This is a genomic window from Streptomyces sp. NPDC088194 (genome assembly GCF_040702025.1).
GTDB lineage: Bacteria > Actinomycetota > Actinomycetes > Streptomycetales > Streptomycetaceae > Actinacidiphila.
Genome location: NZ_JBFBIV010000070.1, coordinates 33824 through 47473, shown reverse-complemented (window position 1 = coordinate 47473; position 13650 = coordinate 33824). Strand labels below are relative to the sequence as shown.

Below are 13650 nucleotides of genomic sequence, written 5' to 3'. Positions count from 1 at the left end.
GTAAAGGGGGTGCCAGGAAGGGCGCGCCGGGCGTCAGGGGGGCGTCAAGGAAGGGCGCGCGAGCCCGGCCGAAACCTAGCGTCTGGGGCATGGGACACGGTGAGCGCTCCGGCGCGGTACCCCGGGCGCGGATCGGCGGAGCGGACGGCCCCGCGGTCGCGGCCGATCGCGCCTGGGCCGGGCGGCGGTGGAGCGCGTACGGCGCGGCCGCGACGGTGCTGGCCGTGGCGCTGGTGATGGACGGGTGGGACGGCACGCTGGACATGCTGCGGCTCGCGGCGTGCGGGGCGCTCTCGACGGCGCTGTTCGCGATCCTGCTGCCGGCGCGCACCACGGCGGGCGACGGCTGGCTGGAGGTGCGCGGGCTGGTGCGCAGGCGGCGCGTGCACACGGACTACCTGGTGTCGGCGCGGTTCCTGGGGGAGATAGACCGCCGGGTGGTGCTGCGCGACGCGTTCGGCGGGCGGGTGTCGGTGGAGGTGCGGGTGCTGCTCGCCAACCCGTTCCTGTGGCACGAGCTCGACCGCGGCGCCCGGCGCGCCCACGCCGCCGGGCTGCTCCCCGACCGCAGCGCGCTGCGCGAACTGGCCGAGTCGATCGACACGGCCGGCGCCCGCGAGCTGCTGTCGGCCGCGGGCATGCCCTGACGGGCGGTCGTGGCGCCCGATCGGCTGACGCGGAAGCGCGGCAGGTGTGTCGGGGTGGGAGGCGGCCTCGGTCGCGGCGGATGGTGGTGGGTGGTGGTGGCGCCCGCCGGACGCGCTCTCGTTCCGCGTGTGGACGTTCGCGCCGCTCCAGAAGCCCAGCAGCTCGGCAACTCAGCAACTCAGTCGCTCAGCAATCCAGCAGCTCCGAAGCTCCGTATCCCGGTAGCCGCCGTGGCCCTCGTGGCCCCTGCGGTTCCCCCACCGAATCCCCCCACTCCACGGAGACCGAATGCGCCTGTTCGCGCGCGGCCTGTCCGCCGCCCTCCTCCTCGCACCCCTGGCCGTCCTGCCGTCCGCCGCGTCCGCCGCGTCGGCGGCGCCGCTGCCGGGGCCGGCCAGGCCCACCCCCGCCCCGCTGATCGCCGCCACCGGCGACGCGGTGCCCGGCCAGTACATCGTGACCCTCGACCAGGGCGTGAACCTCACCGGCGAGGTCCGCACCCTGGGCATCAGGCCGCTGTTCAGCTACGACAAGGTGCTGCACGGCTTCGCCGCCGCGCTGACCGCCTCCCAGCTCGACACCGTGCGCGACACCCCGGGTGTCACGGCAGTCGAGCAGAACGGCCGGATCACCGGCTCCGACCTCACGATCAGCGGGCCGCACAGCCGGGCCACGGCCACCAGTTGGGGCCTGGACCGGATCGACCAGCACAACCTGCCGCTGGACGACGAGTTCAGCACCGTCGGGACCGGCGCCGGCGGCACCGCGTACATCATGGACACCGGGATCGACTTCGGGCACAGCGAGTTCGGCGGCCGGGCGGTGCCCGGGTTCGACGCGGTCGGCGACGGCCAGGACGGCCAGGACTGCCACGGCCACGGCACGCATGTCGCGGGCACCGTCGGCGGCGCCACGTTCGGCGTCGCGCCCAAGGCGACACTGGTGAGCGTGCGCGTGCTGGACTGCAAGGGCAACGGCAGTGACGCCGAGGTGATCGCCGGGTTCGACTGGGTGGCGAAGAACGCCCAGCAGCCCGCGGTGCTCAACGCCTCGCTCGGCGGCGACTACTCCCCGGCGGTCAACTCGGCCGTGGACGCGCTGGCCGACAGCGGGGTGCTGCCGGTGGTCGCGGCCGGCAACGACACCAAAGACACCTGCGGGGCCTCCCCGGCGAGCGCCGGCCAGGCACTGGCGGTGGGCGCCACCGACCGCGGCGACGACGAGACCGGCTTCAGCAACTACGGCACCTGCGTGGCGCTCTTCGCGCCCGGCCAGGACATCATCTCGGCGAAGCTCGGCGGCGGCAGCGTCGCCAAGAGCGGCACGTCGATGGCCAGCCCGCACGTGGCCGGCGCCGCGCTGCTCTACAAGACCGAGCACCCGTCGGCGACCGCCGAGCAGGTCAAGGCCGCGCTGGTCGACAGCAGCACCCAAGGCGTGCTGACGGTCGAGCACGACTCCCCGAACCGGCTGCTGTTCACCGGCGGCCTGTGAGCACCACCCGGTAGGACCCGGTGGAAGACCGGGTACGACGGCGGCGCGCCCGTACGGCTTGAAGATCCGAAGGTCCGAAGATCCGAAGGTCCGAGAGCCCTTCCTGATCAGAGGGTCCGTACGGGCGCGCCCGCCCGCCACGCCTCGATGTCCTCGACGGCGTCGGTGTAGAAGATCCGGTACGTCGTGTCGGTCACGTAGCCCATGTGCGGGGAGAGCAGGGTGCGGGGCGCCGCACGCAGCCAGTGGCCGTCGGGCAGCGGCTCGGTGTCGTAGACGTCCAGGCCGACGCCGGCCGGGCGGTCCGTGGCGAGGGCCCGGCGCAGCGCGTCCTCGTCGATCAGCCCGAACCGCGAGGTGTTGACGAGGTAGGCGTCCGGGCGCATGGCGCCGAGTTCGGCGTCGCCGACGAGGCCGCGGGTGCCGTCGGCGAGCACCATGTGCACGGTGACGACCTTCGCGGTGGCGAACAGCTCGTCCTTCGCGACCAGCCGGGCGCCGCTCTCGGCCGCGCGCTCCGCGGTGAGGTTCGGGCTCCAGGCGACCACGTCCATCCCGAAGGCGGCTCCCACCGCGGCCACTTGGGCGCCCAGCCGGCCGAGGCCGACGACGCCCAGCACGTCGCCCGCCAGGTCCGGCGCGATCCGCTGCTGCCAGCCGCCGGCCCGGATCGCGGCGTCGTCGGCGGCGACCTGGCGGACCAGGCCGAGGATCATCGCCCAGGTCAGCTCGGCGGTGCCGGTCGGATGGGTGCGGGTGCCGCTGACCAGCACGCCGAACTCGGCGGCAGCGGCCACGTCGACGGCCGCGTTGCGCATGCCGGTGGTGACCAGCAGCCGCAGCCGGGGCAGCCGCCGCAGCACCTCGCGCGGGAAGGCGGTGCGCTCGCGCATCGCCACCACCACGTCGAACGGCTCCAGGGCGGCGACCAGTTCGTCACGGTCGGCGAGGTGCCCGGGGAAGAAGACCGTCTCGGCCCCGGGCAGCCGCCCGGACCAGTCGGCCAGCGACTCGGCGACCTGCTGGTAGTCGTCCAGTACGGCGACACGCATCGGCACGGCGGCTCCTCCTGGGTGGGTCTCCTGGGGTCTCCTGGCTGCGGCGATCCTACGACCGCGCTCCCTGGGGCCTACCCCGCGCTGTCCTCCGCGTCGCCGCCTTCGAGGTCGCCCTCGGTGTCCAGGTAGACCTGGCGCAGTTCGGCGAGCACCGCGGGGTCGGGCTCGGCCCACATGCCGCGGGACTCGGCCTCCAGCAGGCGTTCGGCGATGCCGTGCAGGGCCCAGGGGTTGGCGTCCTGGAGGAAGGCGCGGTTGGCGGGGTCGAGGACGTACGCCTCGGTGATCTTGTCGTACATCCAGTCGGCGACGACGCCGGTGGTCGCGTCGTAGCCGAACAGGTAGTCGACGGTGGCGGCGAGTTCGAAGGCGCCCTTGTAGCCGTGCCGGCGCATCGCCTCGATCCAGCGCGGGTTGACCACGCGGGCGCGGAAGACCCGGGAGGTCTCCTCGACCAGGGTGCGGGTGCGGACGGTCTCGGGGCGGGTGGAGTCGCCGATGTACGCCTCGGGGGCGGTGCCGCGCAGCGCCCGGACCGCGGCGACCATGCCGCCGTGGTACTGGAAGTAGTCGTCGGAGTCGGCGATGTCGTGCTCGCGGGTGTCGGTGTTCTTCGCGGCGACGGCGATCCGGCGGTAGGCGGTCTCCATCTCGCCGCGGGCCGCCCGGCCGTCCAGGCCCCGGCCGTAGGCGTACCCGCCCCACACGGTGTAGACCTCGGCGAGGTCGGCGTCGGTGCGCCAGTCGCGGGAGTCGATGAGCTGGAGCAGCCCGGCGCCGTACGTGCCCGGCCGGGAGCCGAAGATGCGGGTGGTGGCGCGCCGCTCGTCGCCGTGTTCGGCGAGGTCGGCGCGGGTGTGGGCGCGGACGTGGTTGCGGTCGTCGGGCTCGTCGAGGGAGGCGGCCAGCCGGACCGCGTCGTCCAGCAGGGCGACGGTGTGCGGGAAGGCGTCCCGGAAGAAGCCCGAGATGCGCAGGGTGACGTCGATCCGGGGGCGGCCGAGTTCGTCCAGCGGCACGGGCTCCAGGCCGGTGACGCGGCGGGAGGCGTCGTCCCACACCGGGCGGATGCCGAGCAGGGCGAGCGCCTCGGCGATGTCGTCGCCCGCGGTGCGCATCGCGGAGGTGCCCCACAGGGACAGCCCGACGGAGGCGGGCCAGTCGCCGTTGTCGGTGCGGTAGCGGGTCAGCAGGGAGTCGGCGAGGGCCTGTCCGGTCTCCCAGGCGAGCCGGGAGGGCACCGCCTTGGGGTCCACGGAGTAGAAGTTGCGGCCGGTGGGCAGCACGTTGACCAGGCCGCGCAGCGGCGAGCCGGACGGCCCGGCGGGCACGAAGCCGCCGGCCAGGGCGTGCACGGTGCGGTCGAGTTCGTCGGTGGTCGCGGCGAGCCGGGGCGCCACCTCGCGGGCGGCGAACTCCATGACGGCGGCGGCCTGCTCGCCGTACCCGGCGGTGGCCGCGGGCACGGCGGCCGGGTCCCAGCCGGCGTCCTCCATCGCCTGGACCAGGGCGCGGGCGCGCTCCTCGACGGCGTCGGCGGCGGTGCGGGTGGCGGCGGACTCGTCGAGGCCGAGGGCCTCGCGCAGCCCGGGCAGGGCCGCGGTACCGCCCCAGATCTGCCGGGCCCGCAGGATCGCCAGCACCAGGTTGACCCGGTCGGTGCCGGCCGGGGCCTGGCCGAGGACGTGCAGGCCGTCGCGGATCTGGGCGTCCTTGATCTCGCAGAGCCAGCCGTCGACGTGCAGCAGGAAGTCGTCGAAGCCCTCGTCGTCGGGGCGGTCGGCCAGGCCGAGGTCGTGGTCGAGGCGGGCGGCCTGGATCAGGGTCCAGATCTGGGCGCGGATGGCGGGCAGCTTCGCCGGGTCCATCGCGGCGATCTGGGCGTGCTCGTCCATCAGTTGTTCGAGGCGGGCGATGTCGCCGTAGGAGTCGGCGCGGGCCATCGGCGGCACGAGGTGGTCGATGAGGGTGGCGTGCGCGCGGCGCTTGGCCTGGGTGCCCTCGCCCGGGTCGTTGACCAGGAACGGGTAGATCAGCGGCAGGTCGCCGAGCACCGCGTCCGGGCCGCAGGCGGCGGAGAGCCCGGCGTTCTTGCCGGGCAGCCACTCCAGGTTGCCGTGCTTGCCGAGGTGGATCATCGCGTCGGCGCCGAACCCGCCGTCCGCGGCCGGGGCGGCGATCCAGTGGTACGCCGCCAGGTAGTGGTGCGAGGGCGGCAGGTCGGGGTCGTGGTAGATCGCGATCGGGTTCTCGCCGAAGCCGCGCGGCGGCTGGATGAGGATCAGCAGGTTCCCGTGCCGGAGCGCGGCGAGCACGATGTCGCCCTCGGGGTTGCGGCTGCGGTCCACGAAGAGCTCGCCGGGCGGCGGGCCCCAGTGCCGCTCCACCGCGGCGCGCAGCTCCTGCGGCAAGGTGGCGTACCAGCGGCGGTAGTCGGCGGCGGGGACCCGTACCGGGTTGCGGGCCAGCTGCTCCTCGGTGAGCCAGTCCTGGTCGTGGCCGCCGGCGTCGATGAGCGCGCGGATGAGGGCGTCGCCGGAGTGGGGGGCGGGGTCGGGCGTACGTTCCAGGTCGTCGCCAGGGTGCGGGTCGCCGGGGGTGCGGTCGGGGGCGTTCGCCGGTGCCGGCCCGGTGTCCAGGCCGGTGTCCAGGCCGGTGTCCAGGCCGGTGTCCAGACCCGGGACCGGGTCGGGGCCGAAGTCGTAGCCCTCCTCGCGCAGCCGGCGCAGCAGGACCATCGCGCTGGCGGGGGTGTCGAGGCCGACCGCGTTGCCGATGCGGGAGTGCTTGGTCGGGTAGGCGGAGAGCACCAGGGCGATGCGCTTGTCGGCGGCGGGTATGTGGCGCAGCCGGGCGTGCCGTACGGCGATACCGGCCACCCGGGCGGCGCGTTCGGGGTCGGCGACGTACGCGGGCAGGCCGTCGGCGTCGACCTCCTTGAACGAGAACGGGACGGTGATCAGCCGCCCGTCGAACTCCGGCACCGCGATCTGGGTGGCCGCGTCCAGCGGCGAGACGCCCTCGTCGCTCGCCAGCCAGGCGGCGCGCGAGCCGGTCAGGCAGAGTGCCTGGAGCACCGGCACGTCCAGGCCGGTGAGCGCGCCCGCGTCCCACGCGTCGTCGTCGCCGCCCGCGGACGCCTCGGCGGGACGGGTGCCGCCGGCCGCGAGCACGGTGGTGACGATCACGTCGGCGGCGGCCAGTTCGGCGACGAGTTCGGGCTCGGGGGTGCGCAGGGAGGCGACGAAGTACGGCAGCGCGCGGCCGCCGCCCGCCTCGATCGCGTCGCACAGGGCCGCGACGAAGGCGGTGTTCCCGCTCATGTGGTGGGCGCGGTAGTAGAGCACGGCGACGGCGGGGGCCTGGGCGGGCGTCTCGGCGGCCGTGCGCTCCAGCGGGCCCCAGGAGGGCGCGGGCGCGGGCGGGTCGAAGCCGTGGCCGGTGAGCAGCACCGTGTCGGACAGGAAGCGGGCGAGCTGCTCCAGGTTGGCGGGGCCGCCGTGCGCGAGGTACGCGTGCGCCTCGGCGGCGAGGCCGACCGGCACGGTGGAGGCCGCCATCAGCTGGGCGTCCGGGGCCTGTTCACCGCTCAGGACGACCACGGGGAGGCCGGTGGCCAGCAGCGCGTCCAGCCCCTCCTGCCACGCCCGCAGGCCGCCGAGCAGGCGTACGACGACCAGGCCGGCGCCCTCCAGCAGCCCCGGCAGGTCGTCCAGGGCGAGGCGGGTCGGGTTCGCGAAGCGATACGGCACCGGCCCGCCCGCCGCCCGCGCGCTCAGCAGATCGGTGTCGGAAGTACTCAGCAGCAGAACGCTTTCGCGGTGCCCCTGGTGGTGTGCCGCCGCATCCGCGGAAGCACGGTCACCCTCAAGGGGCGTGTGGGGGTCCCTCCCAGGCGAAGCGCTGGGGGAGAGCGGAGCGACCAGCCCAGGCGCACCCGCGGACGAAGACGCGTCGGCAAGGGGCGGCCCCTCGCTCGCCGGAGAGGTGGTCCTGGAACCGGCAGAACGGGGCAACTCGGGAGGACCCGTAACGGTCACGGCAAACCCTTCCTCGGGGTGTCCGCGCCCCGGGCAGTGTCGGACGGCGGGAGTTCCTGGCTCGCTCGACCGCCGGAGGCACCCGGTGGTCAAGTTCACAGTGGCGGGACCGCGCCGGATTCGCACCGGGCTTCCTCCCCTGTCGCCGTCTGCGGCGATGGCGAACCGGAAGGTCCGCACGGGGAGCATAGTAAGCGCCATAGCCGTTCAGCAGTTCATCCGATTTGTGGCACGGTCGGTATGCTCGCCGCCATGTCCACCGCCCCCGACCAGCCCCGCCGGCCGCCCCGGCCGGCCGCCGAGGCATGTCCGGCGGACGGAAACGCGCAGGTGCGCGAGGGTGCCGGACAGCCGCGGAACCGGGCGGACGCCTGCCCGGGGACGCTGCGGCTGCACCCGGCGGACGACGGCGCGCTGGCCCGTGTCCGCATCCCCGGCGGAGTGCTCACCGCGGCGCAGGCGGAGCGGTTGGGCGAGGCGGCGCGGCGGTTCGGCGACGGTGATGTCCATCTCACTTCGCGCGGCAACGTCCAACTGCGCGGCCTGGGCGCGGCCTGCGGGGCGGACATGGCCCAACTGCTCGGCGCGGCCGGGCTGCTGCCGTCGGCGGCACACGAGCGGGTACGGAACATCGTGGCCTCGCCGCTGTCGGGCCTCGACGGGCGGGGGCACCTGGACGTCGGGGAGTGGCTGCGGGCGCTCGACGGGCTGCTGTGCGGCAGCGGGACGGCCGCGGCGCTGTCCGGGCGGTTCCTCTTCGCCCTCGACGACGGGCGCGGCGACGTCGCGGCCCTGGCCCCCGACGTGACGCTGCGCGCGGCACCGGACGGGACCGCGCTGCTGCGGGTCGGCCGCAACCCGGCCCTCCGCCTTCCCGCCGCCGACGCGCCCCGGGCCGCACTGCTCGCCGCGGAGGCGTTCGTCACGTCGGCCGCGCCCGACGGCGGCGAGCCCACCGCGTGGCGGGTGGCCGACCTGCCCGACCGCGGCGCGGCCCTCACCGCCGCCCTCGCCGACCGCCTTCCCGCGCCTCCGGCCACCGAGCCGACCCCGCCCTCCGCCTCCCCCGCACTCGGCCCGATCCCGCACCCGGCCACCCCCGGCGGCCCCCTCGCCCTCTCCGTCCTCGCTCCCCTCGGCCGCCTCACCCCCACCCAGTGGCGTGCCCTGACCGCGCTTGCCGCCCGCACCCCGGCCGCGCACCTGCGGCTCACCCCGTGGCGCGGCGCCGTCGTCCCCGGGGTGCCCGCCGACCGCGCCCAGGAGGAGCTGGCCGCCCTCGCGGCGGCCGGACTGGTGACGGACACCGCCTCCCCGTGGGTCGGCGTGAGCGCGTGCGCCGGGCGGCCCGGATGCGCGAAGTCGCTCGCCGACGTACGCGCGGACGCGGCGGCCTTCGTCCACCCGGCCCCCGGGGACAGCGAGCCCGCCCGCCCCGCCCCCGGGAGCGGGGAACCCGGGGACGCCCCCACCCCCGCCCGCCCCCTCCCCGTCCACTGGTCCGGCTGCTCCCGCGGCTGCGGCCGCCCCCGCACCGGCGACCGCGTCGACGTCGTCGCCACCTCCGGCGGCTACCGTGTGGACCTCTTCCGTACCGGCGCCCCGCCACGCGGCGCCCACCCCCGACCCTCCGACCTCGCCGCCACCGTGGCGGCCGCGCGCCGCGGCGCGCCGATCGAATGAGCGAGACCACCGTGCCTCCTGTGCCCCCGGTCCCCCCGGGCTCCGCGAACCCGTACGCGTACGAGTACGAGAAGGACGGCGCGGCCATCTACCGCCGCTCCTTCGCCACGATCCGCGCCGAGGCGGACCTCGGCGGGCTGCCCGCGGACGTCAGCCAGGTCGCGGTGCGGATGATCCACGCCTGCGGGATGGTCGACCTGGTGGCCGACCTCGCGTACAGCCCCGGCGTGGTGGCCCGGGCCCGGGCGGCGCTGCGGGCGGGGGCGCCCGTGCTGTGCGACGCGGCGATGGTCGCCAGCGGGGTGACCCGCAAGCGGCTGCCCGCGGACAACGAGGTGATCTGCACGCTCGGCGACCCGTCGGTGCCCGCGCTCGCCGCCGAACTCGGCACCACCCGCACCGCGGCGGCGCTGGAGTTGTGGCGGGACCGGCTCGACGGCGCCGTCGTCGCCATCGGCAACGCGCCCACCGCGCTGTTCCGGCTGCTCGAACTCGTCGCCGACGGCGCCCCGCGGCCGGCCGCCGTCATCGGCGTCCCGGTCGGCTTCGTCGGTGCCGCCGAGTCCAAGCAGGCCCTGACCACCCACCCGTCGGCCCTCGACCACCTGGTCGTCCACGGCAGGCGCGGCGGCAGCGCCATCGCGGCAGCCGCACTCAACGCGATCGCGAGCGAGGAAGAATGAGCAGCCGCCTTTCCGCGGAGCACGACGCCACCGCCCCCGAGGGCCCGACCGCTGCCGGCAGCGGTGCCGGTTCCGGCGTGGGGCGGCTGTACGGGGTCGGTCTCGGGCCCGGCGACCCGAAGTTGATGACCCTGCGGGCCGTGGAGGTGATCGCGGCGGCCGACGTCGTGGCGTACCACAGCGCGCGGCACGGCCGGTCGATCGCCCGGGGGATAGCGGCGGCGCACCTGCGCGACGGGCAGATCGAGGAGCAACTGGTCTACCCGGTGACGACGGAGACGACCGACCATCCCGGCGGCTACCAGGGCGCGATGGAGGAGTTCTACGAGCAGGCGGCGGCGCGGCTGGCGGCGCACCTGGACGCGGGGCGCAGCGTCGCGGTGCTGGCGGAGGGCGACCCGCTCTTCTTCGGGTCGTACATGCACATGCACAAGCGGCTGGCCGGGCGGTACCCGACGGAGGTCGTGCCCGGGGTGACGTCGATGGCGGGCGCGGCCGCACGGCTGGGGGCGCCGCTGGTGGAGGGCGAGGAGTCGCTGACGGTACTGCCCGGCACGCTGCCCGAGGAGGAGCTGGCCGCGCGGCTGGCGGCGGCGGACACCGCGGTGGTGCTGAAACTGGGCCGTACGTTCCCGGCGGTGCGGCGGGCGCTGGAGCGGTCGGGGCGGCTGGCGGAGGCGCGCTACGTCGAGCGGGCCACGATGGCGGGCGAGCGGATCGCGGAACTGGCCGAGGTGGACCCGGAGTCGGTGCCGTACTTCGCGATGGCGGTGCTGCCGAGCCGGGGCGGCGCGGCGGCGCCCCGGCAGGAGCGGGCCGAGGAGGCGGCGGCCGAAGGCGTCGGGCATGTCGTGGTCGTCGGCACCGGGCCGGCCGGGCCGCTGTGGCTGACCCCCGAGACGCGCGGCGCGCTGGCCGCGGCGGACGACCTGGTCGGCTACACCACCTACCTGGACCGGGTGCCGGTCAGGGCCGGACAGCTGCGGCACGGCAGCGACAACCGGGTGGAGGCCGAGCGCGCCCAGTTCGCGCTGGAACTCGCCCGCAGGGGGCGGCGGGTGGCCGTGGTGTCCGGCGGCGACCCGGGGGTGTTCGCGATGGCCACCGCCGTGGTGGAGGCCGCGTCGCAACCGCCGTACCGGGACGTGCCGATACGGGTGCTGCCCGGCGTGACCGCGGCGAACGCCGCCGCCGCGCGGGTCGGTGCCCCGCTCGGCCACGACTACGCGGCGGTCTCCCTGTCCGACCGGCTCAAGCCGTGGGAGGTCATCGCCGAGCGGCTGCGCGCGGCCGCTTCCGCCGACCTGGTGCTCGCGCTGTACAACCCGGGGTCGAAGAGCCGGACCTGGCAGGTGGCCAAGGCACGCGAACTCCTGCTGGAGCACCGCTCTCCCGACACCCCCGTGGTGGTCGCCCGTGACGTCGGCGGCCCGGGCGAGCAGGTCCGGATCGTCCGCCTCGCCGATCTGGAACCCGCGGAGGTCGACATGCGCACCCTGCTCATCGTCGGCTCCACCCAGACCAGGACCGTGGTGCGCGGCGACGGCGAGCAGGTGGTCTGGACACCGCGCACCTACCCCCGGAGCTGATCGCACCCCCCTCCCGCCACCGTGCCCTCAGCCCATCCGCCCCCGCACCCTCCTCCCGCCACCGCGCCCTCAGCCCCTCCGCCCCCGCACCCCCCTCCCGCCGCCGTGCGCTCAGCCCATCCGCTCCCGCACCCACCGCGCCGCCCGCTCCACGTCCTCCGCGACCTCCACCCCCGCCACCCCCCGCGGCCGGCGCACCACCACCACCGGCAACCCCGCCTCCCGCGCGGCCACCAGCTTCGCGGCCGTGGCCGCACCCCCGCTGTCCTTCGTCACCACCACCCCGATCCGGTGCTCCCGCAGCACCGCCCGCTCCCCCTCCACCGTGTACGGCCCCCGGTCCAGCAGCACCTCCATCCGGCGCGGCACCGCCCCTTCCGGCGGGTCCACCGACCGCACCAGGAACCACAGGTCGTCCAGCCCGGCGAACGCGGCGAGCCCGGTGCGTCCGGTGGTCAGGAACACCCTGGAGGCGATGCCGGGCAGCATCTCGGCGGCCTGCGCGAGGGAGGCCGCCGGATGCCAGCGGTCGCCGGGGCCGGGTGTCCACCCGGGTCGGCGCAGCGCCAGCAGCGGCACCCCCGTGTGTGCGGCGGCCTCCGCCGCGTGCGCGCTGATCGTCTCGGCGAACGGGTGCGTGGCATCCACCAGCGCGTCCACGGAATGGTCGCGCAGCCACCTCGTCATCCCCTCGGTCCCGCCGAACCCGCCGATCCTCACGGCTCCCTGCGGTAGGCGGGGGGCCGCCACCCGCCCGGCCAGCGACGACGTCACCCGCACGGTGCCCATCGCGACCAGCACCCCCGCGAGTTCCCTCGCCTCAGCGGTCCCCCCGAGAACCAGCACATGCCGCACACCGCACCCCTTCCCACCAGCCCCTCGACCCCGCATCGTACGTTCCACGTGAAACATTCCTCCCGGCCCACCCCGCCCTGACGGTCGACGGCCCACCCGCCGGCAGGTGCTCCCGGTGCCGACCGCGCACGGGCGGGAATTCCGGTAACTGCTCACGCCATTCCGCTCGTTCCGGTCGGTCGCCGAGTCGAACGGGCGGCTGGTGAAGATGGCAGGCCGCCGGCCGGAGAATCTCCGGAAATCTCCGCGAAGCGCCTACTGAGCTTCCAAAGCCGGGCAGGAAGGCGCCCTCCGATTTGCCGTCGAGCCGGTCGATCACCACCCCGGTCCGGGAAAGCGCATAACGCCCATGCCCACCCTGTCGACGGAACTGGTCGACCTTGGTGACGACAACATCGAACTCAGCCGAACGACCGTCCAGAACCGTCCAGAACCGGCCTGCCGCCACGGCTCCCGACCCTCCCTGCCACGGCTACCGGACGGCGCGCCGCAGGTCAACGGGGTTGCGGGCGAACGCAGTTCAGTTGTCGAACACCTCGGCGAGCGAACCCCCGGGCCCGGTACCGGAATTCGCACCCCTGACACCGACAAAGGACACCCGGTGACGATCCGCCCGCGCCGCATGACACGAACGAGTGAAGCGCAGAGAAGCGAAAGACCCCGTTAGCGGGCGTGCCGTCGGCGGTGGAATCGCGATCGGGTCAACCAGTGCCGCCGATGCGCCACCGGGCCGCCGAACCTGGCACATCGCTCCCGGCACCGGCCCCGCAGATGCGCGCCGTCGGATTCGGCGCAGGCGTGAACTCGCCGCCCGGCTCTCTCACCTGCGCCGCGCAGTTGTGAACGAGGACCGCCCGGTTGATCGGGCTGGCCGACCGAATCGGCGGCTACTGCTAGCCTTCACGCAGTCACGGTAGGTAATCGACCCCGTGCGTCAATTGAAGGATCAGGGATATGCGCAAACTCCAGCAACTGGCAGTCGTCGCCATGGCAGTCGGCAGCCTTTCCGCCATTGGCGCGGGCGTCAGTTTCGCCGACACGCAGGGCCAACTGCCTCCCCAAGGGACGCAGGGTCAGCAAACCCCGCAAGAGACGCAGGCCCAGCAGGCCCCCCAAGGCGGCATGCAGCAGGCCCCGCAGCAGGCGCAGGGCCAGCAGGCTCCCCAGGGCGTGCAGCAGGCCCCCCAGAGCCAGCAAGCTCCCCAGAGCGCGCCGGCCCCGCAAGGGACGCAGGTCTCCCCCCAGGTCGCCCCCCAGCTGTCGCCGACCGTCACGCTCCCGCAGGCCCTGCCCCTCGGAGCCCCGCAGGCCGCCCCCCAGGAGGCGCCGCAGGAGCAGAACAACCTCTTCCGTCCGTACCAGGAGTGCAGCCCGCAGACGGTGCTCCAGGCGAACATCCCGATCGCCCTCCTGGGCGACTCCAAGACCCAGGGCGACACCTGCACCCAGGTGAACAACGCCTTCAACAAGTAGGGAACGGACCCACGGGACCGTCTCCGTTGCGCTCTCCAGGCGACGGCCCTTCGAGTCTGAACACCCTGCGGGCTGAGCCGATCAGGTTGTTCCGGGCGGCGCGTCACTCAAGCGACCACTGAGGCCC

Annotated in this window: 9 protein-coding genes and 1 riboswitch; of the genes, 6 read left to right on the top strand and 3 right to left on the bottom strand. The window is 75.0% G+C overall.

Going from position 1 to position 13650, the window contains the following annotated elements; all coding sequences use genetic code 11:
* The first annotated feature begins 89 nt into the window (after window positions 1-89).
* Together AB0399_RS30035 and AB0399_RS30030 are read left to right on the top strand one after the other, a co-directional pair.
* Window positions 90-647, top strand: a complete 558-nt coding sequence (locus tag AB0399_RS30035) for a hypothetical protein (protein WP_329367304.1) — start codon at window positions 90-92, stop codon at window positions 645-647.
* 289 nt (window positions 648-936) lie between these two features.
* A complete protein-coding gene (locus AB0399_RS30030; protein WP_366413484.1) occupies window positions 937-2142 on the top strand; it encodes a S8 family peptidase in 1206 nt (401 codons plus the stop codon).
* Window positions 2143-2249: 107 nt separating this feature from the next.
* Here the strand turns inward: AB0399_RS30030 and AB0399_RS30025 are convergent, their stop codons facing one another.
* Together AB0399_RS30025 and cobN are read right to left on the bottom strand one after the other, a co-directional pair.
* On the bottom strand, window positions 2250-3194 hold the full coding sequence (locus AB0399_RS30025; RefSeq protein ID WP_328474267.1) for a D-2-hydroxyacid dehydrogenase family protein: 945 nt from the start codon (window positions 3192-3194) through the stop codon (window positions 2250-2252).
* 77 nt (window positions 3195-3271) lie between these two features.
* The gene (gene cobN, locus AB0399_RS30020; protein WP_366413486.1) at window positions 3272-7009 is read right to left on the bottom strand and encodes a cobaltochelatase subunit CobN; all 3738 of its coding nucleotides are present in this window, start codon (window positions 7007-7009) and stop codon (window positions 3272-3274) included.
* A gap of 281 nt (window positions 7010-7290) precedes the next feature.
* Window positions 7291-7377, bottom strand: a riboswitch (cobalamin riboswitch).
* Between the two features lie 115 nt (window positions 7378-7492).
* On the opposite strand from cobN, the gene cobG reads away from it, so the two are divergent.
* Genes cobG through AB0399_RS30005 form a run of 3 tightly spaced genes read left to right on the top strand, consistent with a single transcriptional unit; the run spans window position 7493 to window position 11195 of the window.
* Window positions 7493-8923, top strand: a complete 1431-nt coding sequence (cobG, locus tag AB0399_RS30015; protein WP_366413483.1) for a precorrin-3B synthase — start codon at window positions 7493-7495, stop codon at window positions 8921-8923.
* 20 nt (window positions 8924-8943) lie between these two features.
* A complete protein-coding gene (locus tag AB0399_RS30010) occupies window positions 8944-9606 on the top strand; it encodes a precorrin-8X methylmutase (RefSeq protein ID WP_328466302.1) in 663 nt (220 codons plus the stop codon).
* A complete protein-coding gene (locus AB0399_RS30005) occupies window positions 9603-11195 on the top strand; it encodes a precorrin-2 C(20)-methyltransferase (RefSeq protein WP_366413482.1) in 1593 nt (530 codons plus the stop codon). Before AB0399_RS30010 ends, AB0399_RS30005 begins: the two co-directional genes overlap by 4 nt.
* A 111-nt stretch (window positions 11196-11306) precedes the next feature.
* Here AB0399_RS30005 and AB0399_RS30000 read toward each other — a convergent pair whose 3' ends face one another.
* Entirely contained in the window at window positions 11307-12050 is a 744-nt protein-coding gene (locus tag AB0399_RS30000) for a cobalt-precorrin-6A reductase (protein WP_366413481.1), read from the bottom strand.
* Window positions 12051-13172: 1122 nt separating this feature from the next.
* Between AB0399_RS30000 and AB0399_RS29995 the strand changes: the two genes are divergently transcribed.
* On the top strand, window positions 13173-13523 hold the full coding sequence (locus AB0399_RS29995) for a hypothetical protein (RefSeq protein WP_329367291.1): 351 nt from the start codon (window positions 13173-13175) through the stop codon (window positions 13521-13523).
* The last annotated feature ends 127 nt before the right edge of the window (window positions 13524-13650 follow it).